23 protein-coding genes are annotated in these 22,919 nt (G+C 41.7%); 14 read left to right on the top strand and 9 right to left on the bottom strand.

Going from position 1 to position 22,919, the window contains the following annotated elements; genetic code table 11:
• Positions 1–4: 4 nt before the first annotated feature.
• Both ACOB82_RS05870 and ACOB82_RS05865 read left to right on the top strand, forming a co-directional pair.
• Entirely contained in the window at positions 5–871 is an 867-nt protein-coding gene (locus tag ACOB82_RS05870; RefSeq protein ID WP_448212009.1) for an isocitrate lyase/PEP mutase family protein, read from the top strand.
• Between the two features lie 3 nt (positions 872–874).
• Entirely contained in the window at positions 875–1,753 is an 879-nt protein-coding gene (locus ACOB82_RS05865; RefSeq protein WP_448212008.1) for a hypothetical protein, read from the top strand.
• Positions 1,754–1,878: 125 nt separating this feature from the next.
• On the opposite strand, the gene ACOB82_RS05860 is transcribed toward ACOB82_RS05865, so the two are convergent.
• The gene (locus ACOB82_RS05860) at positions 1,879–3,189 is read right to left on the bottom strand and encodes an MFS transporter (protein ID WP_448212007.1); all 1,311 of its coding nucleotides are present in this window, start codon (positions 3,187–3,189) and stop codon (positions 1,879–1,881) included.
• A gap of 41 nt (positions 3,190–3,230) precedes the next feature.
• Entirely contained in the window at positions 3,231–3,959 is a 729-nt protein-coding gene (locus ACOB82_RS05855) for a hypothetical protein (RefSeq protein WP_448212006.1), read from the bottom strand.
• Between the two features lie 179 nt (positions 3,960–4,138).
• Between ACOB82_RS05855 and ACOB82_RS05850 the strand changes: the two genes are divergently transcribed.
• From ACOB82_RS05850 to ACOB82_RS05810, 9 genes are all read left to right on the top strand, one after another.
• The gene (locus tag ACOB82_RS05850) at positions 4,139–5,797 is read left to right on the top strand and encodes a nitrilase-related carbon-nitrogen hydrolase (protein ID WP_448212005.1); all 1,659 of its coding nucleotides are present in this window, start codon (positions 4,139–4,141) and stop codon (positions 5,795–5,797) included.
• Positions 5,798–5,818: 21 nt separating this feature from the next.
• Entirely contained in the window at positions 5,819–6,547 is a 729-nt protein-coding gene (locus tag ACOB82_RS05845) for a hypothetical protein (RefSeq protein WP_448212004.1), read from the top strand.
• Positions 6,548–6,625: 78 nt separating this feature from the next.
• Complete coding sequence (locus ACOB82_RS05840) at positions 6,626–7,894, top strand: acyl-CoA dehydrogenase family protein (protein WP_448212003.1); 1,269 nt, start codon at positions 6,626–6,628, stop codon at positions 7,892–7,894.
• An 18-nt stretch (positions 7,895–7,912) separates the two neighbouring features.
• The gene (locus ACOB82_RS05835) at positions 7,913–9,343 is read left to right on the top strand and encodes an aldehyde dehydrogenase family protein (protein ID WP_448212002.1); all 1,431 of its coding nucleotides are present in this window, start codon (positions 7,913–7,915) and stop codon (positions 9,341–9,343) included.
• An 18-nt stretch (positions 9,344–9,361) separates the two neighbouring features.
• A complete protein-coding gene (locus tag ACOB82_RS05830) occupies positions 9,362–10,819 on the top strand; it encodes an aldehyde dehydrogenase family protein (protein ID WP_448212001.1) in 1,458 nt (485 codons plus the stop codon).
• Between the two features lies 1 nt (position 10,820).
• The gene (locus ACOB82_RS05825) at positions 10,821–11,609 is read left to right on the top strand and encodes an alpha/beta fold hydrolase (protein ID WP_448212000.1); all 789 of its coding nucleotides are present in this window, start codon (positions 10,821–10,823) and stop codon (positions 11,607–11,609) included.
• A 7-nt stretch (positions 11,610–11,616) separates the two neighbouring features.
• Positions 11,617–12,219 (top strand): isochorismatase family protein, encoded by a 603-nt coding sequence (locus tag ACOB82_RS05820; protein ID WP_448211999.1) that lies wholly within the window; start codon positions 11,617–11,619, stop codon positions 12,217–12,219.
• 11 nt (positions 12,220–12,230) lie between these two features.
• Positions 12,231–13,445, top strand: coding sequence for an FAD-dependent oxidoreductase (locus ACOB82_RS05815; protein WP_448211998.1), 1,215 nt, complete (start codon positions 12,231–12,233; stop codon positions 13,443–13,445).
• Positions 13,446–13,452: 7 nt separating this feature from the next.
• Complete coding sequence (locus tag ACOB82_RS05810; RefSeq protein WP_448211997.1) at positions 13,453–13,947, top strand: hypothetical protein; 495 nt, start codon at positions 13,453–13,455, stop codon at positions 13,945–13,947.
• 114 nt (positions 13,948–14,061) lie between these two features.
• Here the strand turns inward: ACOB82_RS05810 and rplS are convergent, their stop codons facing one another.
• The 6 genes from rplS to ffh form a co-directional block, all read right to left on the bottom strand.
• The gene (rplS, locus tag ACOB82_RS05805; protein WP_116007002.1) at positions 14,062–14,415 is read right to left on the bottom strand and encodes a 50S ribosomal protein L19; all 354 of its coding nucleotides are present in this window, start codon (positions 14,413–14,415) and stop codon (positions 14,062–14,064) included.
• Between the two features lie 12 nt (positions 14,416–14,427).
• Positions 14,428–15,201 (bottom strand): tRNA (guanosine(37)-N1)-methyltransferase TrmD, encoded by a 774-nt coding sequence (gene trmD, locus ACOB82_RS05800; RefSeq protein ID WP_448212106.1) that lies wholly within the window; start codon positions 15,199–15,201, stop codon positions 14,428–14,430.
• Between the two features lie 18 nt (positions 15,202–15,219).
• On the bottom strand, positions 15,220–15,741 hold the full coding sequence (gene rimM / locus ACOB82_RS05795; RefSeq protein ID WP_448211996.1) for a ribosome maturation factor RimM: 522 nt from the start codon (positions 15,739–15,741) through the stop codon (positions 15,220–15,222).
• A gap of 33 nt (positions 15,742–15,774) precedes the next feature.
• Positions 15,775–16,023, bottom strand: coding sequence for a 30S ribosomal protein S16 (gene rpsP, locus ACOB82_RS05790; protein ID WP_448211995.1), 249 nt, complete (start codon positions 16,021–16,023; stop codon positions 15,775–15,777).
• Positions 16,024–16,165: 142 nt separating this feature from the next.
• Positions 16,166–16,426 carry a hypothetical protein gene (locus ACOB82_RS05785; protein WP_448211994.1) on the bottom strand — a complete coding sequence of 87 codons (261 nt, stop codon included), beginning with the start codon at positions 16,424–16,426 and terminating at the stop codon, positions 16,166–16,168.
• A 165-nt stretch (positions 16,427–16,591) separates the two neighbouring features.
• On the bottom strand, positions 16,592–17,965 hold the full coding sequence (gene ffh / locus ACOB82_RS05780) for a signal recognition particle protein (RefSeq protein WP_448211993.1): 1,374 nt from the start codon (positions 17,963–17,965) through the stop codon (positions 16,592–16,594).
• 124 nt (positions 17,966–18,089) lie between these two features.
• Between ffh and ACOB82_RS05775 the strand changes: the two genes are divergently transcribed.
• The 3 genes from ACOB82_RS05775 to ACOB82_RS05765 all read left to right on the top strand — a co-directional run bounded on the left by ACOB82_RS05775 (position 18,090) and on the right by ACOB82_RS05765 (position 21,545).
• Positions 18,090–19,295: an SO_0444 family Cu/Zn efflux transporter gene (locus tag ACOB82_RS05775; protein ID WP_448211992.1), complete on the top strand. Its 1,206-nt coding sequence runs from the start codon at positions 18,090–18,092 to the stop codon at positions 19,293–19,295.
• 91 nt (positions 19,296–19,386) lie between these two features.
• Positions 19,387–20,187: a cytochrome C assembly family protein gene (locus ACOB82_RS05770; protein ID WP_448211991.1), complete on the top strand. Its 801-nt coding sequence runs from the start codon at positions 19,387–19,389 to the stop codon at positions 20,185–20,187.
• Between the two features lie 74 nt (positions 20,188–20,261).
• A complete protein-coding gene (locus tag ACOB82_RS05765) occupies positions 20,262–21,545 on the top strand; it encodes an HlyC/CorC family transporter (protein WP_448211990.1) in 1,284 nt (427 codons plus the stop codon).
• Between the two features lie 569 nt (positions 21,546–22,114).
• Here the strand turns inward: ACOB82_RS05765 and ACOB82_RS05760 are convergent.
• The gene (locus ACOB82_RS05760) at positions 22,115–22,558 is read right to left on the bottom strand and encodes a hypothetical protein (protein ID WP_448211989.1); all 444 of its coding nucleotides are present in this window, start codon (positions 22,556–22,558) and stop codon (positions 22,115–22,117) included.
• Positions 22,559–22,919 lie beyond the last annotated feature (361 nt).

The raw sequence follows: 22,919 nt of genomic DNA, 5'->3' as shown, positions 1-22,919 counted from the left end.
AACTATGTCGCACGCCGCAAAACTCCGTCAACTCATTAATGCACCCGAAATTTTAGTTGCTCCTGGCGGCTATGATGCACTCTCAGCATCACTGATTGAAAAAGCCGGCTTTAATACCATGTATTTATCTGGCGCAAGCATAGCCTATACTCGCTTTGGTCGCCCTGACATCGGCTTAGTCTCAATGAACGAAGTCGCTGAAACAATGGCGGTGATCCGTGAACGCGTTGAACTTCCTGTCATTATTGACGCAGATACCGGCTTTGGTAACGCACTGAATGTTATTCGCACGGTTAAATTATTTGAACGTATGGGCGCTTCAGGCATTCAACTTGAAGATCAACAAATGCCAAAACGTTGTGGTCACCTAAAAGGTAAAAGCTTAGTTAGCCAAGGTGAAATGGTGGGGAAAATACAAGCAGCTGTCGATAGCCGCAATGATGAAAATACCATGATTATTGCTCGCACTGATGCTATTGCTGTCGAAGGGTTCGAATCAGCACTCGAACGTGCCAATGCCTATATGGAGGCAGGTGCCGATATGTTATTTATCGAAGCACCAGAAAATATCAGCCAAATGGAAAAAATTAATCAAACTTTTGCAAATAAAATTCCGTTATTAGCAAATATGGTTGAAGGCGGCTCAACACCTATCAAACAAGCCGATGATCTTGAAAAAATGGGCTACTCGCTGGCGATTTTTCCAGGGGCCTTAGTTAGAGCCTACACCTTTATGGCGCAAGAATTTTTATCATCCCTTAAGAACAACGGTAACACTGAGCAGTATCGTCAACGAATGCTCGATTTAACCAGCTTAAATCAGTTATTAGGCACCGACGATATATTGGCGAATGGGCAAAAATATCAATAAGTTATGACTAAACAATTAGGCCCCATCACTCAAGCCACTTTAGTTAGTAATGATATCGAACAAGCTATTGAGGCATATCAAACGGCATTAAAATTTACCTTAATAAGCCGCACACAATTATCAAGTGAACAAGCGCAAGCTTATCAGGCTAATAACTTGATCAATGCCAATGTTGCACTATTGGCTGCTGCGAACGGTAATGCATGGTTAAGAATAATTGAAGATAAAAGCGCTGCTACGCCAACGCCATTAACACATTTAGGCTGGTTAGCGTTGGAAGTTAATGTTGCCGATGTTGATGCCGTATATCAATGCCTGTGCCAACATAACGCTTTTACCATTATCAGCCCGCCAGCGTATTTGGAGTTAAGCGATAAAATTAAAGCTTGTCAGGTTGCTGGCCCTTGTGGTGAAGTGCTTTATATTACAGAAATTCAAGGGCAAGTACCGCCCTTTGAGTTGCCAGAAACGTCCGCTTTTACTGGTGATTTATTTATTCCAGTGTTAGCGACAACAAGCAGAGAAAAAAGCTTACAGTTCTATGAAAACTTAAATCAGCATAGCGGATTAAGCTTTGATACCAAGATCACTGCGCTGAATAAAACCTGGGGCTTTGATATCAACCATCAATATCCAGTCGCTACCCTACAATTAAATGGTAATGCGCTGTTTGAAATTGATGAAGTTAGCAAAGCGACACCAAAAGTTGTTGGTGATGGTTTCCTTCCTGCTGGTATCGCGATGATCAGTTGCTTTGTTCAATCACTTGAACAACTCGCCGTTGCACCAAATGATATTTTCAGTATCGCGCAAGCCCGTCATTGCGTTTTGTATGGAGAGGCTGGCGAACTAATTGAATTAATCGAGCAACAAAACTCCTAGCGCTAACCCTTTAAAGATAAACCCTTATTATTTGGCTTTTCAGCCTAAAAAAATTTTCAAACTAATGCAAAAAAAGCTAGTGCAGTACTTTCTGCCCTAGCCTTTTAACTGATTTTAAATTTTATTTAAGCTTGTTCTGCATGAGGATGAACTTTATTTTTCACCACCAATGCCCAAATAAAGACAATCAAGCCACAAAAGCCAACAAAGATAAACGGGCCTGCATTCATCCAGTGATCAAATAAATAACCACCGATAATACTCGACACTAAGATGCCAATGGCACCACATAAATTAAAAATACCAATAACAGCTCCGCGATTTTTTTCGGCAGTTTGTTGAGAAATCAGTACACCAGAGGTAATAATCGCGCCAATTTCACTTAAGCCAACCACAATCACCACAGCTATCATCAGGCCGCCGAATGGATCTGTAACAAAATAAGTACCACCATAACCAACAAAGGTTAATAATAGCGCAATCGATAACGCCGTTACCCGATTTACCTTATCAGTGAGTAAACCAAACAATGGCGCGGTCATTAATGCAACACCTTGGGCAATACCAACATAAATACCCGCCTTTTTCAATGCATCGGCTGCTGACATCCCCACAGCTTCTGATGTGCCGTAGTTAGATAACCATAACGTCATAAATGCACCGACAATACTTAAATTTGCTCGAGAAACAAAAGCTGCACCATAGGCTAAGGCAATACCGGGATCTTTCGCCGCTTTAACTCCATCTACCATTAACGCAGCTAAGCTTTGTTGTTGTCCTTCTTTCTTGAGAGCTCTCGATTGCAAACCTTTGAATGAAATAGCAGCGACAAAAAGCGAAAACCCAACAGCAATATAGTAAGTCACAACGCCTGACTCGACCACCGACCAACCATTGGCTTGAAAAATTGCTGGCAATCGCAATAACAAGAACAGCGCCACCATAGCACCAATACCATTACAAACACCTTGTAAACCAGCAGCTTTGCCTCTGCTTCGATTAACCGCATAATCTGCAAGTAACGTCACAATCATACAAGTTGCTGCCGCAATACCAACGCCATAAATCATTCTGTAAATGACGAGTTCATTAACACTGCTGGCACTTGGGTATAAAAACAATGCAATACTGATTAAGATAAAACCAATCACCATGACCGTGCGGCGACCAATGTTGTCAGAAATAGCGCCCCAAACACCAACACTGGCAATAATGGCCATTTCTCCCCAGAAGTTTAATTTACCACTCACTACGCCATGTTCGGATTTCGGAATATTCATCAATTCAGTGAATAAAAATGGCTGAAAGGCATTTATAAATGTGCCAAGTAAAATACAAGCAACACAGGTCAGATAAAAAACTGACATATTCCAACGGGTTACCCCTTGATTAATATCAATAAATAAATATTTATTGGCCGCTACTTCTGTCGTCATTATTGTTTTCCTAACTAGGTGAATTACTGCTGTTGTAATTGTTATACGTTTATATCTTTAGAACAGTTCAACTGTCTATTCGCTTTTTTATAAATTAGCCAAGCCCCTAACAATAAAGCACCTTGGGTAAAGGTATTGGTAATTTCTGCTATCCACTGGCCCGCTTCACTGCTATTACTTAACCTTCCCAGGTAAGACATCATAAATGTCCCTAATAAATTTAAAATAAATAAGCCCATCGCCATGGTGTTGTTATTCAGCCAAGCATATCGAGCGCAATGCCAAATAAACACAATATTAGCTAAGGTGACTTGCAATAAAAGCAAGAAAAACCAATACTTCTTCGTTGGAAATTCCAATGATAAATACGTGGCTGTCAGACTAAATAACGCAATGATGGAGATAGGGAGAAGCCAGATAGATGCAGGTCTTATTGGTTGGCTATTTATAGGACTAGAGAGTTGATGTAAATTTCTGCGGGCTAACCAAAACGCATGAGTCAGTAACGTAAAGCCGGGTGCCATAAAAATAAATAAACTGTTATTTAATAAAATAATATCAATATCGAACGCAGCAACAAGAAATTTCCAAGTCACTTTGGCACTTCCGCCTAATATAATTAGTACAACACCGGCAAGCGCCAGCCTAGATAACGGCTCAGCTAACGTACTAATTAGCTTAAAAATTAAAATTAATGCTAACGATGACAAAATCACAGGGACAAAATCAAATAGCGCTAGTGCTAAAGAATATTGATAACTTGCTTCCATTATCCAACCTTAACTTGACCAACTTTAACAGAGTTTGAATTCAACCATTTAATCATTTGTATTAATGTTATAACATTTTATTGTCGATGTATTGACTAAATGAACTAATGTTATTACTTTATAACAAATGATTTATAGAATAACACGCTTTTGTTATCAATAGTTGGAATATTAAGATTATGATCAGAGTTGCCGCAGCCCAGTTTGCCGTTACCAATAACGTAGAGGCTAATCTAGCCACTTGCTTGAGAATGATCGAAAAAGCAAGCGAGTGCCAACCTGACCTTATCGTATTACCAGAATTTGTAAACCACAACTCTTGGTACGACGATCAAGAACATTGCTATCAAGTGTCTGTTGATTTAAACGGCGCCTTTCTTAGTGCCATTTCAGCCGCAGTGAAAAAAGCAAATGTCTTTTTAAGCATTAACTGTACTGTTCGTCGCGATGGTAATCGAGTAACCGGAACTAGCTTAATGTTTTCGCCAACAGGAGAATTAATTGGCGAAAATAATAAGCAAGTGTTAGTTGGCCATGAAAATGATTTTCTTGATATTGCCACCGAGCAAGGCCCTATTTTAACCACTGAAATTGGTCGCCTTGCCATGTATTCATGTATGGACGGTGTTATCAATGAAACGCCAAGATGTTTATCACTGCGCGGCGCGCAAGTACTTTGTAATAACCTCAACTCTTTCGCCCTTGATGAAGGTGAATTACATATTCCGGTGCGTGCCGCTGAAAATAAAGTATTTATTGTTGCTGCTAACAAAGTAGGGCCATTGATCCCAGAAGAAATTTTAACGCCAATATCTGAAGCCATTAGCATTCCAGAACAATTCTTACATGGTGCTGGTGATAGCCAAATTGTTGCGCCTGATGGCACCGTACTAGCACTTGCCGGTAAAGGTGAAGAAGTGATTTGGGCGGATATAAATGTCAGCAAGGCCGACAATAAAACCCGCCCAGACGGTACTGATATATTTAGAAGCCGTCGCCCAGAGCTATATCAGAGTTTAGGTCAAGACCCACAAACGCAAGTATTGCCAGCTTTTAACGGCAAGCTCGACATTAAAAGCGCGGCAATTAGTGCAACTTCGCTTGAGCAAGCTTTAGCTGAAATAAAAGCCCATAATGACACCCCACTAATTTGTTTGCCTGAACTATTCTGGCTTAATGATACTAGCGAAGCAGAACAAGCAATCAGCTCAAGCGAAACTATTGTTAATGCACTAGCTAACGCTTGTCAAAATGGTCAATTGATTGCCACCAGTATTGTTAAAACGGTTAACGGAAAAACGGCACATGTTGGCGTACTTATTGACAGCAGCGGCATTGTATTTGAACAAGGACAAGTGCATTTTAGTCAGCGCCATCACTGGTCTGCATTGACTGATAGCTTTAGTTGTTATCAAAGTCCTTATGGCGCAATAGCGATAAGCTTAGAAGACGATGCTATTTACCCTGAAAGTTATCGCTTGATTGCCATGCAAGGCGCAGAGGTTGTGTTTGCCCCGCTGCGCCAACAAGAGCAGTGGCAGTCAGTTACCGGCTTATGGGAAAGAGCGTCAGAAAACCGCGTTAATATTATCGCGGCGGACATCAACAGTGCCAATAACATTATCTGCCCACTACAAAAAGAATTTACCATTATGACACCTTGGCAAGAGCGAAAATTTGACGGCTTACTGAGCGCTAGTGAGCGCATACAAGGCCAAACAGTTCAAATGACGACCACGGCTATCGTGCAGCCACAAGCAGCAAATAATAAAGTATGTTCACATCGAACTCACCTTATTAACAACCGCCCTTGGCAATTACTTCAAGCCATGCTGTAAATCAAATTTAAAGAGTAACTTATGACAATTTCACATCCACAAAATTTATCAGACACTAACTTAAATGCCATTGTTAAACATTTTGGCATGAATGAAATACTTGGCGAAGATGGCGGCCCCTTTATCACATTAATTAGCCAACTACCTATGGTGCAAGGCAAAGTTGGCCATGTCCGTGTATTTGAAGGCGGGCCACTAGATAAGCTAGTGACCTGTTCAATAGTTGTCCCGCAAATGATGTTAGATTCCCATATGATTTACGGCTTTATGCCAAAAGACTCAGCTGTCCCACACTTTACCTTAGATTCAGTGAGCGCTGGTGAGCACTTTGCGTTCCACTTAGATTTAACACCACGCACCGATCTTGGTGCAGACATTGAGTATATGAATGAAGTATTTGAACCGCTAACCGAACTTTACAATGCCGCTGAAGCGATTGAAGGCCTAGCTCCAGCACAAATATCGCCGCGCCAGCGCGCAATTATGTCACCGTGGATGCTAGTACACCGCGCCACCGAGGCCGGATTTTTAGCACTATTTGAACACGCAGAAAATTACCGTAATTACTGGTTTGAGCTAATTAATAAAGGCGTTGAAAACGCACCTAGCGCTGAGCAATTAGTTAATCGCGATCAAGCTAATCGCGCCGCAATTTTTAATCCAGAGATAGACCCTGTTTGGGGACGTGTCGACGGCTTAATTGGTGCCGATACCGGTGAAAAAATCAGAGCCCTGCTACGCGGCGAATAACGTAAGCGGCAAATAATTTAAACGGCGTATAACTAAAAACAACACTTGAGCCAAACTCGAAGTAATGGAGTAGAACCTATGAAATTAACTGGCGAACATTTTGTCGAAAACATGACGGCCGCTGAAAAACAACGTGCACAGAAGGTAGAAGATGTACTAGCAACTATCAAAGCAGCAGCTAAGGATGTTGATCGCAATGGTGAATTTCACCTGCCACACGTGAAAACATTAAGCGATGCCGGTTTATTGGGCTTAATTATTCCAGAGCAATATGGTGGTTTAGGCGGCGGTTTACGCGACCTTGCCGCAGCGACCTTTGCTATTGGATCGGTCTGCCCGTCAACCGCATTGTGTTACTTCTTCCATTGCTCGTCAGCATCTCGAGGCTTATTAGCCCTAGAAGCTATTGAAGCAGGGTTATTTGAAGGTGAAGAAGCGCAAAAAGTTAAAACATTTGCTGAAAAAGTGCTCACTACCATGGGGCAAGATGGTAAATGGCTCGCTAACTTTGCATCAGAGGCGGTGAAATCAGAAAAAGCCGCAATCAATATCAGCACCAAAGCCAGCAACGTTGACGGTGGCTATATCATCAACGGCGTTAAAAGCTTTGGCTGCGCCACCGGTGTTGCCGATCAGTACTTAGTCACTGCCAGCATTGAAGGCTATGATGATGCCAGTGGTCTAGCGACGTTTTTTATTGACCGTGATGCTAAAGGCGTTAGTGAGCGACAAAAATGGGATGCTATCGGAATGCGTGGTAGTGCTACTCATGGCTTAATTTTAGAAGATGTTTTTGTCAGCGAAGAAAATGCATTAGCCATTCCGGGCGCATTTGTTCGCTCAATGCAAATGAGTCGCGGTAGCTTTGTTGGCAACCAACTAGCCAGCATTGCAGTATACCTTGGCCAAGCCTGGGCAATTTATAACACCACATTGACCACACTCACCCAAGCAAAATTTGGTGATTCAGACAAATCTATTGCCAGTTCACCTATGCACCAACAGCTAATAGGTGAAATGATGGCTGACTTAGAAACTGCCGTTTTATGGCTACGTCGCCAGGTAGAATTAGAAACTGCCGTGCCAGAGATTTTACCTAAACAAGAAGTGGTTAAACGCTGGCGCTTATGTAAAGGCCAAGTCGCGGAATACGGATTTAAAGTGGCCACTAACGCCTTAAAATGTACCGGTACGACCGGCACAGCTTTTTCCAACCCAAGTGCCCATGGCTTGCGAGAAATGGCGATGGCATTGGTACAGGCATTTCCAGCCGAGCGAGGCCGCTTAATGGCGGCTCAGATGGAAGTTGAAGGTGCTGAGCAAAATCAATTTGGCGTGAATAAATAAGTTAACAATAGGTTGAAAATGCAGTTACCTGAATTTAAAAATTTTATCGATGGTGTGTGGCAAACGCCAGCTGTCGCCTTAAATCAGCCGTTACATAATGCCAACACGGCTGAGGTGATTGGCGAGCAGTTAAGTAGCGACGAAGCTCAAGTTAACAATGCGATAAACTCTGCCTATAAAGCCTTTCATCGAGGAAGTTGGTCAGAATTGCCGTATAACGAACGCGCTGATCACCTTGAAAAAATCGCGGAAAAATTAGTAGAAAAAGCTGAAAACATCGCTCAGGTAGATGCCCTGCAAACAGGCGTGACACTCAGCTTAACTGAAAAGTTCAGCACGGTATGTAGCTTGGCTTTTAAAGCTGCAGCAAGCCACTTACGCTCGCTATGGCCGGAAGAACATTTACACGGAGAGCATGGCAATGAAATTATTGTAGAGCGCTTGCCACTGGGTGTTGCCGCCATTATCGCCCCTTGGAATGCGCCATCAGGCATTGCCTGTCATAAGCTTGCTAGCGCGCTTGCTGCAGGTTGTACTGTGGTATTTAAACCGTCTGAATGGGCAAGTGGTTCCGCGCAATATATTGCACAGGCAATTGTCGAGGCAGGCTTACCAGACGGGGTTTTTCAATTTGTTCATGGCGGTGGCCATGTCGGCAGTTTATTAACCAGTGCCGATCAAGTTGCCGCAGTATCCTTTACCGGTGGAGCAGTTGGCGGTCAAGCGGTTGGCCAAAGTTGTGGCGCCAATATCAAACCTGCACAATTGGAGCTTGGTGGTAATAACGCCCTAGTGGTGTTAGAAAGTGCCAACCTTGATGCTACCGCCGATAGTATAATAACCGGTTTAACGACCATGAACGCTCAGTGGTGTCGCGCTATTGGTCGTTTGGTGGTTGACGAAAAAATTCTGCCCGAGTTACTTGATAAAGTCCGTGAACGTTTTGCAAAAATTACCTTAGGTTCATCATTAACACCAGATAGCCAAATGGGGCCGCTGGTTCATCAAGGCCATCTTGCTCATATTCAAACTAGAGTCGCTGAATATCAAAGTTTAGGCGGAGAACTCATCCAACATACTAAGCTACCTGAACTTGCTGGTTGGTTCTATCCTCCAACATTAATCACCGGCTTATCACCCGAACAAACCTTAGAAGAAGTATTTGGCCCAGTGGCGACCGTACACAGCTTTAACAGTGAGCAACAAGCAGTAGCAATAGCTAATGGCACAGCTTATGGCTTAGCTGCGTATGTTTTTGGTGATGAAGAATCAGCTTGGCCGATAGCACGTAAATTAACCGCGGGGGTCGTTAAAATTAATGATGTTTCACTATTTGCCCTGAGACCAGATTTACCGCGAGCTGCTTGGGGCAAATCTGGTCTTGGCGATGAAGGCTTAAAAGAAACTTTTGAATTTTTCCGTGGTACCCGAGTAGTCGGTGTCGCTTAACCAGTCAAGAGAATGCTAATGAAAACAACCGAGCTTTTTATTAACGGGCAAGATATATCACCATCGACTCAGCAATATTTTGATGTTTTAAGCCCTGCAGATGAACAACTTTATGCCAAAGCTGCCCAAGCCAATGCCGCCGATGTAGGGCTGGCAATTGCCTCAGCAAAAGCAGGCTATCAAACTTGGTCTGCGTTAGCGCCAAATGCCAGAGAAGCGGCGTTACTAAAAGCAGCTGATATCGTTGAACGCGAAGGTGAGCTGCGCCTGTTAGATATTCTTATTGATGAAAGCGGTTCAACCATTACCAAAGCGATCTTTGAAATAAAGTACACGGTAGATTTATTGCGCACTGCTGCCGGTGAATCGCGTCGTTTGTATGGTCAAACCTTTCCCAATGACAGACCTGATCGCTTATCTATGGTTTTTCGTCATCCTCTTGGGGTTGTAGCGGTAGTTTCACCTTACAATGCACCGTTATCATTGCTCACAAAAATGGCGGCATTTCCACTTGCCGCTGGCAATAGCGTGGTGATTAAACCGTCTGAGCAAACACCTGTCATTGCTATCGAGTTTGCCAAAATATTGGTTGAAGCTGGCATCCCTGCTGCTGCGGTCAATGTAGTTACTGGCTTTGGCGTAGAATGTGGCGCACCGCTCGTGGAGCATGAGGATGTTGATTGCATTGCCCTTACTGGCTCAACACAAACCGGCATTCATATTGGCGCGGTTGCCATGAAACGCATGGTTAAAGCACAACTTGAGTTAGGTGGCAAAAGCGCGGCCATTGTTTGCAAAGATGTAGACCCACAAAAAGCCGCCGCAATAGTTGCCCAAGGGATTTTTACCCATGGTGGACAAATTTGTATGGCTAATAGCCGGGTGATTGTTGATGAAGCCATTTATGATGAATTTATCGCGGCGTTAAAAACCATTGCAGAAAACCTAGCGATAGGGCCACTTCGAGATGCTAATACCGTTTATGGGCCACTCATTAACCGACAAGCGGTTGATAAAATTAGCCGGCATATTGACCATGCCATCAGTGAAGGTGCTCAGCTGCTAACGGGTGGTAAACCGATCCCCTACCCTGACGGCACCGCAAGTTTAGTTTTCCAACCAACGGTATTATTAAATACTCCAAGTAGCGCCAGTGCTTGGTGTGATGAGTCATTCGGGCCATTAACCAATGTGGTTAAATCTCAAGATTTATCACAAGCCATCGCTATCGCTAACGATTCACAGTTTGGTTTATCGTCATGTGTGTTAACCAAAAACATAAATTGGGCGATGCAAGCGGCGAAAGAAATTAACGCAGGTTCGGTACACATTGGTATGCACTCATTCCAATCAAACGCCCTCGCCCCTATTGGTGGCAGCAAGTTGTCAGGTATTGGCCGCAGCGGTGGCGCTTACTCAACCGAAGAGTTTACTGACGTAAAATGGGTCAGTATTGAAGTTAACGAAAGCTTGTAACATGAACGCGAAGATCAGCAAACATTATCAACAAACAGCTTATGGCCAAATTCATTATTTAGCCGCTGGTAATGTTGAAAATCCGTCCTTAGTGCTACTGCATCAAACGCCAAGCACGGGCGAAATGTTTCGTTCGATGATGTCGTTACTAGCAGACGACTTTTATTGTATTGCCCCTGATTTTATTGGTTTTGGCCAAAGTGATCTGATTTCAGAAAAAGTAGAGCACAGCATTAACCTGTACGCAGATTCTGTGTTACAGACTTTAACCGCCCTCGGGATTGAACAAGCTAGGGTATTTGGTCATCACAGTGGCGCTGCGGTAGCGGTAGAACTTACGGCGTTAGCGCCACAATTAGTTAATAAGCTAATTTTATCAGGGCCAACGCTGTTACCAGAGCCATTAAAACAGTCATTACCTGCAAGTGTTGTTGATAACAGCCTTGATGAGCAAGGCGAGTTTCTACAGCGTTATTGGCAAAAAATTCGCGCAAAAGACCCAAATATTGAACTGACACTAACACTGCGTGAAACCATAACGGCATTAGCACTCGGCGATAACTACCGTAAAGCATATCAAGCGGTGGCTGAACACGACTTTGCCAAACGCTTAACAACCATTCATTGCCCAACATTGGTCTTTGCCGGCAATCGCGATGTGTTACAGCCTTTTGTTGATGATACCCTTGCTTTATTAGCTGATGGCTATAAAGCAGAAATTGGCGATAGTTCAACCTATGTTTGTGAAACCCACGCTGGTGAAGTAGCACAGTTAATTAAAGAATTTTGAGGTTGATATGGATTTAGCACGCAAATCAATTGGTTTAGGCAAACGACCCGCGTTAATTCTAGTTGATATGATCAACGGCTTTACCAGCAGTGAATGTCCATTAGGTACTGACTGCCCAGAGGTAGTTGCTGCCAATCAATCATTGTTAGCAGTATTTAGAGAGCATAGTCTGCCCGTTTTTTTCACCACTGTCGTTTATACATCGTCATCACAAGCAAAAGTATTTCGCGCCAAAATTGATGCGTTAAATCTGCTGACACCAGATTCTTATTGGGTCAAGGTTGATCAAAGATTAGCCCCTGAAGACGGGGAAGTAATTATAGAAAAACGCTGGGCCAGTGCTTTTTTTGCCACAGATCTCGCTCAGCAGTTGCTAGCGGTTAACGCTGACTCGTTAGTTATCACCGGCCTAACGACTAGCGGTTGCGTTAGGGCGACAGTCGTCGATGGCCTACAGCATGATTACCCTGTTGTGGTTGCCAAAGAAGCCGTTGGTGACCGAAATTTAGCAGCTCACGCCGCAAACTTACATGATATGCACGCCAAATATGCTGATGTTATGGCGTGTAACAATATTATCGAACATATTCAGAATAATCATAAACAATAGGAAAAGCTCTTATGTCGCAGTCTTGTGCTCCCGTTATTATTGCAGGCTCAGGCCCTGCTGGTTCATTACTTGCGCTTTATTTGGCGCAACATGATATTGCCGTTGTCCTGTTAGAAAAAGAAGCAAAACTGCCAATAGATTTACGTGCTTCAACCTTTCACCCACCATCAATAGAAATGCTCGATGAGCTTGGTGTCGCTCAAGCGATGATCGATAAAGGCTTGATTGTTGATAAATACCAGTATCGCGATAGAAAAACCGGTGAAGTGGCAGAATTTGATATGTCGGTGATCGCCGATGAAACCAAGTTCCCATTCCGTCTACAACTTGAGCAATATGAAATGACCTATATTGTTGCTGACAAACTCAAACAATATCCATGTGTTCAACACTTGTTCGAACACGAGTTAGTCGCTTTTTCGCAAACGGATGACGGCGTTACTGCCACTGTTAAGACACCACAAGGTGAGAAAACCATTGCCGGTAGTTTTATTGTTGGCTGCGAAGGCGCGTCAAGTGTGGTTAGAAAAGGCGCAGGCATTGAATTTGGTGGTTTTACATACGATGAAAAGTTTCTTGTTGCCAGTACCGACTTCCCGTTTGAGCAAGTGTTCGACAATTTTTCTTATGTGAACTATGTCTCAGATCCTGATGAATGGTGTGTTATTTTGCGCACAGACAAAAAATGGCGCGTACTGTGGCCAACCGCTGAAAATGCCAGCGAAGCACAATTACAAACCTATTTAAGTGATGAATATATTCAAGAGCGACTTCAGCACTTGCATTCGAAAGACGGCGATTATCAAATTGATCACCGTACTTTATATAACGTTCATCAACGTGTTGCCGAAAGCTATTTTAATGGTCGAGCGGTATTAGCCGGTGATTCATGTCATTTAAATAACCCGCTCGGTGGTATGGGCATGAATGGTGGTTTGCATGATGCTTATAACTTAGCGGAAAAATTAACTGACATTATCAAAAATGGCAAAGATCATATTCCATTGTTTGAGCTGTATAATCGCCAACGCAAAGATCTTGCAGTGAAATTTGTTCAAGAGCACACCATTGCCAATAAAAAGTTAATGGAATCAACCGATACCGATATCCAAGCTCAGCGACAAGCCATGTTTATGGCTACAGCCGCAGATCCAGTAAAGGCAAAAGCGTTTGTTATGGAGCGCGCCATGCTTAATTGTGTAAGAGAATCATACTTGGTTGTGTAGCTCGAACATGTGTATCTGGTTCGATAAACCTGAAATAGATCATGGCTCTGAACTTCGAGTTTATGGAGAAATTTACGTACACCGAGAAAAAGTAAAAAAGCACGAAGCATCAAGAGTTGTAATTCCTATTACCGATGAAATTAAAAAAATCATAGAAGATTCAAAATTAGACAAGATCGATTCACCATACATAGTTCATAGAAAAAAGATTAGGAAAACACAAAAGCTCGCCAAAGGAATCACACACGAAACTCAAGTAAGAAAAGCAGATATTTCTGAAGGCTTCTCAAAATTGAGGGATATGCTTGAGCTTTATAACGAATTAGAAAAAGAACAAAGGCCTACATTCCATGAAATTAGATCTTTATCTATTTTTAATTATTCACAAAATGGTGTAGATCCTCAAAAACGTGCTGCTCACTCTGACCCTAAAACTACAGACAAATACAAAAAAGGCCACATAAAGTGGATAAAAGTTGAGGCTGCACAGCTAAATGAATAGATACTGTATTAGGTTACCGATAGGTTACGGATAGGTTACGCCAAACAAAAAGCCCGAGCATTGCTCGGGCTTTTTCTGGGGTATAAAAGTAAAACTTTTTTACAAGTGTAAAAATTACTTTTTCGCCAACTTCTCTTTGATACGTGCGCTGCGACCTGAACGCTCGCGTAAGTAGTAAAGTTTAGATTGACGAACATCACCGCGGCGTTTAACTGCAATAGAGTCTACTAATGGGCTATGTGTCTGGAATACACGCTCAACACCTACACCGTTTGAAATTTTACGAACAGTGAAAGCTGAGTGTAAACCGCGGTTTTTAATAGCGATAACAACACCTTCAAACGCTTGAAGACGCTCTTTATCACCTTCTTTTACTTTAACTTGTACAACTACTGTGTCACCTTGCGCGAACGCAGGAACGTCAGTCTTCATTTGCTCTTGTTCAAGAGCCTTAATAATATTACTCATAATTACCTCTTCCTAGGATTCACGGTCAGCAGCTTTTTGCTTAATTTTTTCAAGCATCTCAGCTTGCTCTGCCGTCAGAGCTAGGTCAGTTAAAAGTTCTGGTCGCCTGAGCCATGTTCTCTCAAGTGACTGAAATTGACGCCATTGTCTTATATGTTCGTGATTACCACTCAATAACACCCTAGGCACTGCTTTTTCCTCAGCGGAATCAGCATCTAGTACCTCAGGGCGGGTGTAATGAGGACAATCTAGTAAACCCTCTGCAAACGAGTCTTGCTCGGCAGATTGTTCATGTCCAAGTACACCAGGAACAAAGCGTGCTATGGCATCTATCATATTCATTGCTGGCAATTCGCCACCGGTTAATATGTAGTCACCAACCGACCATTCTTCGTCAATATCTGACTCAATGATCCGCTCGTCTATTCCTTCATAACGGCCTGCTACGAATATTAGGCAGTTATCTTGAGCAAGTTCACTCACACCAACTTGGTTCAACTTCCGGCCTTGCGGTGATAAATAAATCACCTTAGCGTTTCTGCCATCTGCCGCTGCTTGCGCTTTTGCTGCATGAATAGCATCTCGTAAGGGTTGCACCATCATTAACATGCCCGGTCCGCCGCCATAAGGTCGGTCGTCAACGGTACGATGTTTATCATGGGTAAAGTCTCTTGGATTCCACTTATGAAATTCAATTAACCCCTGACGAATCGCTCGGCCTGTCACCCCGTATTCTGTAATTGCATCAAACATTTCAGGAAAAAGGCTAATAACACCTATCCACATTTTGCTGCTCATCACAGATTAAAAACCTGGGTCCCAGTCAACACAAATTTGTTTATTTTCATTGCTTACCGAAACAATTACTTGGTCAAAAATATACGGAATTAACCGTTCTTTCTTACCAAAACCATCATTTCGATTCGCTTTTACAACCAACACGTCGTTAGCGCCAGTTTCCATAATATCGGTTACTTCCCCAAGGCTATAGCCTTTGTCAGTAACAACAGTCATTCCAATAAGGTCTCGCCAGTAAAACTCACCTTCCGGCAATTCTGGCAATAACGTTTCATCAACTAATATTTCAGAACTTACCAAGCGCTGTGCTTGGTCACGATCATCAATATGAGCTAACTTGGCAATTAACCCGTTATTATGTTTGCGCCAATCAACAATTTCTGCAGATTGTTCTTTATCACCTAATTTTAACGACCAAGGTGAATAGTCAAAAATCGCTTCAGGCTCTTCAGTAAAAGAATGAATTTTTACCCAACCTTTGATGCCGTAAACAGCGCCTACTTTACCTAGGAGGATTTTTTCGCTCATTGTTTCACCTACGTCCTAAAACTACTAACTTAATTAAGCAGCCGCTTGCGCGTCTTTAACTAACTTAGCCACACGATCAGATAAACCAGCACCTTGTGCAACCCAATGGTTAACACGGTCTAAGTCTAAGCGTAACTTTTCCGCTTGACCTTGTGCTGAAGGGTTGAAGAAACCTAATTTCTCGATGAAACGACCGTCACGAGAATTACGGCTATCTGCAACAACAACCTGATAGAATGGACGCTTTTTCGCGCCGCCACGAGCTAAACGAATGGTAACCATACCGTCCTCTATATATTTAATGTTAAACAAAATTTCCAGACACTTTCCGTACAGTGCTTTTGACACACAGACAGAAAAGCTCGCGTATTCTACGCTTTTTCACTGATATTGCAAGTGATATCTAAGTTTGCGAGACTAACTTTTAAACAAGGCAGTAATTGATATTTTTATATTCGCTTTCTTTTTTTAGTTTGATGATCAGGTCAATATGAGGGATGAATTCTTCAATTTCTCTAATTTGATTACGTAGCGCTTGCCACTGACGTAACTCAAGTTTGCCAGAGTTTAAAATAGCCTGTTTAATTTCACTGATTAATGAGTCTGCTTTAGCTTGCTCAATAAAGTCATTTATATGTAGTAAGCTGTCTAATTCAGCCTGACTTATTATTTGCTTTTCAACCATAGTTCACTCCCAATAAATAAAGAGTATGAAATAGTGGTTGCAACTATAGTGATGTCGCTTTAATTAAGTATTGCGCTAAAACAAAAAAACGTAATTTCGTTGCCAAAATTACGTTTTATTACAGTTTTCATCTAGTTATCTACAAAGTACGCTACATACAAAGTACTAACGGCCAAAGCCGCCCATGCCACCTGGTGGCATCATACCTTTCATACCACGCATCATTTTCTGAAGACCGCCTTTACCTGACATTTTCTTCATCATTTTCTGCATTTGGGTAAATTGCTTTAATAGCTTATTGACGTCTTGAATTTGGGTACCCGAACCAGCGGCAATTCTACGTTTACGTGAACCTTTGATAATTTCTGGGCGCTGACGCTCTGCTGGCGTCATTGAATTAATAATCGCTTCCATTCGAACGGTAATTTTATCGTCCATCTGACCTTTGATTTGCTCAGACATATTGCCCATGCCCGGCAACTTGTCCATTAACCCCATCATGCCGCCCATGCTTTTCATTTGTACTAGTTGCTCACGAAAATCTTCTAAGTCAAAGCCTTTACCCGCTTTTACTTTTTTCGCTAATTTTTCGGCTTTGGCTTTATCTACTTTTTGCTCAACTTCTTCAATTAAGGAAAGCACATCACCCATGCCTAAGATACGCGATGCAATGCGATCAGGGTGGAATGGTTCTAAGGCATCAGTTTTTTCACCGACACCAATAAACTTGATCGGCTTACCGGTAATATGACGAATAGAAAGCGCAGCACCGCCTCGGGCATCACCATCAGTTTTGGTCAATACCACACCTGTTAAAGGCAGAGCATCATTAAATGCTTTGGCTGTGTTTGCAGCATCTTGACCTGTCATCGCATCAACGGTAAATAACGTTTCAACCGGGTTAATTGCCGCATGTAGCGCTTGAATTTCCCCCATCATATCTTCGTCGACATGTAAGCGACCCGCAGTATCAACAATCACCACATCAAAGAAATGCTTCTTAGCGTGATCAATAGCAGCATTGGCAATATCAATTGGCTTTTGCGAAATATCACTTGGGAAAAATTCAACGTTAACTTCCGCCGCTAGCGTTTCAAGTTGTTTAATTGCCGCAGGACGATAAACGTCAGCACTAACAACTAAGACCTTTTTCTTTTCACGATCTTTTAAGAACTTAGAAAGCTTGGCAACAGAGGTAGTTTTACCCGCACCTTGTAAACCGGCCATTAATACTACGGCTGGCGGTGTTGCTTTTAAATCAAGCGCCTCATTAACTTCACCCATTGCCGCTTCAAGTTCGGTGCGCACAATTTTAACGAATACTTGCCCTGGGCTTAAACTTTTCGAGACTTCCTGACCCACTGCACGCTCTTTGACTTTGGCAATAAATTCACGAATAACAGGCAAGGCAACATCAGCTTCAAGTAAAGCCATTCTGACTTCGCGTAAAGTATCTTTGATATTGTCTTCGGTTAAGCGCCCACGGCCACTGATATTTTTAAGCGTTTTAGTTAAACGATCGGAAAGATTCTCAAACATGAAAGTCTCTAACTTGGGTTAAGAAATAATACTGCCCGTCATTATACGCGTTCATCGGTTAAATAAAATGCTCAAATAATAGATCCAAGCAAAAACCAGTTCGATAACGCATTAAATAACAGGTATGATTAGCGTGTTGTTGCTTGCAGATATTGGGGTTGATGTGGAAACCACAAGTTTATTATTCAATAATTTTATTCAACTGACCTTAGAAGCCAGCCCTTGGCTATTACTTGGCCTGTTAATAGCGGGCTTAATGAAAGCTTGGTTGCCCAAGCAGTTATTAGCCAAGCATTTAGGTAGTGGCAATCAGGCCATTGTAAAAGCTGCACTTATCGGCGCACCACTACCTTTGTGTTCATGTGGAGTAATTCCGGTGGCAACCGAATTAAGACGTAGTGGCGCCTCATCTCCTGCCACCGCTTCATTTTTAGTGGCTACACCTGAAACTGGCGTCGACTCTATTAGTGTTTCTTATGCCATGTTGGGCCCTATTATGGCAGTGTACCGCCCTATCGCAGCGATTACCTCGGCAATTGTTACTGGTTTATTAGTTAAAACTATTCCTGCAGAAAAACTTAAATCCATTGACGATACTGCAACAAAAAATACAGAAGCCAAAAACACCGTTTCAGAAAATAAGCAGTCTTCTTGTTGTGCAAGCAAAGCAGCAGATCCAACGATTTCTTCAAAGGCTACTATTGCTTCTGAAACCGCACCAGAACAAGAGCCGGTAAAAACCAGTTGCTGCGCCAGTAAATCAAGTGTTGAAACCAAACAAACGTCGTTTATTGAAAAGTCTCGCCAAGGAATTCAGTACGCATTAACCCAATTAATTGACGATCTCATTAAGTGGTTACTCGTTGGCTTAATTTTCGCGACCTTAGTTAAAACCTTTATTCCAACGGAGTTCTTAACTAGCTATGGCAGTGGTATTGGCGCGATGTTAGTAATGATTTTAATTTCTGTGCCTATGTATATTTGCGCCACCGCATCAACGCCTATTGCCGCAGGTTTTATTTTAGCTGGCCTGTCGCCAGGTACAGCCTTAGTGTTTATGATGTCAGGACCTGCCACCAATATTTCGACCTTAGGCGTGATTAAAAATGAAATGGGAACGGCAGTATTAATCAGATATTTAATCGGCATAAATAGCTGCGCCATTTTCTTTGGCTTGTTGTTGGATGCCTTGCTTACTCATTACGGGATCAGTATTGCCAATCAAATGGCACATAGTCACGAGCTATTACCGGTTTGGCTAAGTGCATTGGCTGCAATTACTTTAACTGTTGCCAGCATCAAACCCATTCGCCAGAAAATATTCAATTAATAGTTTGCAAACATGGCGTTAACAAATATATCTGATAAACTGAGCCTGATTTTCAACACGCATGCGTAAACTCAGCACTATAGGATAAATAGTGGATTTAATTACTATTAGTACGTTAATTGCCGCCATTTTTTATGGTATAGCGACAACAGCGATTTTATCAAAACTGTTTGATGTCAAAGGACCAAACCAAGTTATCGTAATGTTATGTGCCTGTGTTGCCATACTAGCCCATAGCTTGGCAACGGCGTCTCATTTATATACCAATGAATTTATTAATTTTAATTTACCGAATGTCGTTACATTAGTGAGCTTGCTGATCGCCATGATCATCACCACTTTTGCGGTTAAATATAAGCTCAATTTATTACAACCAACCGTCTATGGCTTTGCTGGTATTTGGTTATTGATTACTTTACTTGTACCTGAAGCAGCATTACGACCGCTTGCTATTACCAACCTCGCTATTTTAAGCCACATTACCTTATCGTTATTGGCGTACTGCGTATTGATTATTGGTCTGTTATACAGCTTTCAAGTGTCATATATCAATATGAAATTAAAGTCTAAAAACTTGATAGCAGTTAGCCACTTACCACCATTAATGCTGGTTGAGCGTCAATTATTTACTGTATTAGCTGTCGGTACATTTGCCCTAGCAGCAACAGAGATTACTGGCTTTATCTTTTTAGAGAACTTGTTTACCAAAGCTAATGCCCACAAAACGGTATTATCATTATTCGCCTTATCTATTTATGTCACTATACTTTGGGGACATTACAAGCAAGGTTGGCGCGGACATAAAGTGCAAGTATTAACCATAATTGCCACAATATTGCTGACTTTGTCATATTTTGGCAGTCGATTTGTGAAAGAATTTCTCTTACATTAAGTTTTAAGGTATAACGTAAGTCTAAGATTAGCTTTTAGATTTACATTTAAAGGTTTAGTTAAAAGGACCCCTTTTTGGACAGCATTTCAACCAGTGTGCTATTTATCATATTAGGCATACTTCTACTTATTTCAGCTTATTTTTCCGGCTCAGAAACAGGCATGATGTCAATTAACCGTTACCGGTTAAAACATCTTGAAAAACAAAAGCATCGTGGTGCTAAGCGAGTCAGTAAATTACTCAGCCGCCCTGATCGTTTAATTGGCCTGATTTTAATTGGTAACAACTTAGTTAATATTGCCGCATCAGCCATTGCTACGATTATTGGTATTCGTTTATATGGTGATGTAGGCGTGGTCTACGCAACGTTTGCTCTTACCTTAGTGGTGTTAATTTTTGCCGAAGTAACGCCAAAAACCTTAGCCGCGTTATATCCTGAAAAGGTTGCCTTCCCAAGCTCAATTTTACTAAGCATTCTGCTTTATGCTCTGTACCCACTAGTGGTGATGGTGAACTGGATCACAAATGGCTTTTTAAAAATGTTGCGCATTAGTTCCGAGCAGCGCGAGCAACATAGCCTAAGTACTGAAGAATTGCGTACTGTGGTTAATGAATCCAGTGCTTTACTGGCAGAGCGCGATCAAAACATGTTGGTAGGCATTTTAGATTTAGAAAATGTCACGGTTGAAGACATTATGATCCCGCGCAATGAACTAGTCGGTATTGATATCAATAATGACTGGAAGAAAATTCAACGACAGCTTACACAATCTACTCACACACGAGTATTGTTGTATCGTGACAATATTGATGACGTAGTAGGCTACATTCATGTGCGCGATGCTTTGCGTTTACTGTCTAAAAACCAATTTACCAAAGCCACGCTTTTAAGAGCGGTTCGCGAATTATATTTTATTCCGGAAGGAACACCACTTAACGTGCAATTACTGAAATTCCAGCACGCTAAAGAGCGCTTAGGTTTAGTAGTTGATGAATACGGTGATATTCAAGGTTTAGTCACACTGGAAGACATCTTAGAAGAGATTGTCGGCGACTTTACCACAACAATGGCACCAGCCACTTCTGAAGAGGTTCATCCGCAGCCAGATGGCTCTTATTTAATTGACGGTAGCGCCTCAATTCGAGACATAAATAAAGAGATGTCGTGGGATTTACCCACAGATGGCCCTAAGACCTTGAATGGCTTGATTATCGAATATTTAGAAGATATCCCACAGTCAAGCTTAAGCGTAAGGATCGCCGGTTATCCCGTCGAGATCGTCGACGTTAGCGATAATATGATCAAAACCGTTCGTATTATGCCTGAACACTTTGTATCCCACAGCCCTAATGAATAAAGGGCTGTAGCCTTCTCCTTTAGTAAAAATTACCTTTTACCTGACTAATTGCACCTGCCGCTTTTATTTAACGATCCAAATTTTTCTTTCTTGATTCTTTGTTAAACAAACTACTGATCATAAGTACATAGATTTAAATGTAACAATTGAAGCGCCTTTGCTATGGCAATTTGATCACAAAGTTATCCACAGAAAATCGCACTTGTTAACTTTCCACATTTTCTGTGGATAACATAATCGACCCCATTAAAATATTGACCTCTGTTTTTGCAATGATTTTTTCATAAAAAAATCACATTTTTTTTTGGTTAATTTATCGCTATTTATTGATGAAAACACCGACACTGGTTTACCAGTTTTATCTGTAACAGTAAGATTCTCTTGATTAAATAGCGGTAACTGGTCTTTACCCCTCAGCCACAGCATAAAAATTGGAATATGTCACAAAAGGTATAGGTTAAAAAATATCATTTATAGCAGCTAAATGACTTTAATTTGCAAACAAAAAAAAGCCCCGCCAAAGTGGCGAGGCTAGAAAGCTCTTTAGTTGGGGGGAGAGCTAGAAACTATTACGCTTTGTTCTTACGAACGAAACGAGAGATGATTTCACCATTACAGTAAATATCGTTAATGTTGCCGCGCAGGCCTTTAACAGATGATAAACCGTTAACCACAGCTTCTTTACAAATCTGCGATGCAGGTGCGTTGTCAGCTGCAACAAATTTAACAATTGTCGGCTTCACAGATGCTTCAACAGCGGTCTCAGTTAAGAACTTAGCTGCGAACTGGCTAATAGGCTGGTTATTGCAAACAGTATGGCGCTTAACAGTATTAAAATTTAAACCTAATTCATTTGCCGCAGTTTTAGCAGCATCAATTCCGCCTTGTGCAGCGGCAATACAAATTTGTGTTTCTGCTGACTGGTCAAGTGCACGAAACTTTACGTTGTTAACGTTAGCATTCGCGGTAAAAGACACAGCAATAGTTAGTGCAGCAGCAAATAAAGTTTTCATGGTTCACCTCAGTAAATAAGCAAAAATAAGTAATCTCTAATTGCTGGCTAGTATATAGAGTCTAAACTCTAATGTAAATATATTTAGTAATAAAATTACATTTATGGTCATTTTACGCTACAAAACCCTTATTGTTGCGTAATAAAATTACACAAGATGCACATATTGATAATATTTATAATAGATACAACAACTTAAATTTGTTATTAAATAACACGACGACTAACATTGGTTTAATATACTTATGAAAATCTTGGGTAAAAGTAATAAAGCCGAACTAATGAATACGTTTGCACCCGTCAAATGTCAGCTGAATTTAAGGATGTTTCTGCTTCAAAAACAAAAAAGCCGCGAATAGCGG

It is taken from the genome of Colwellia sp. MEBiC06753 (assembly GCF_053470325.1).
This window is presented reverse-complemented; position numbering and strand designations above follow the sequence as displayed.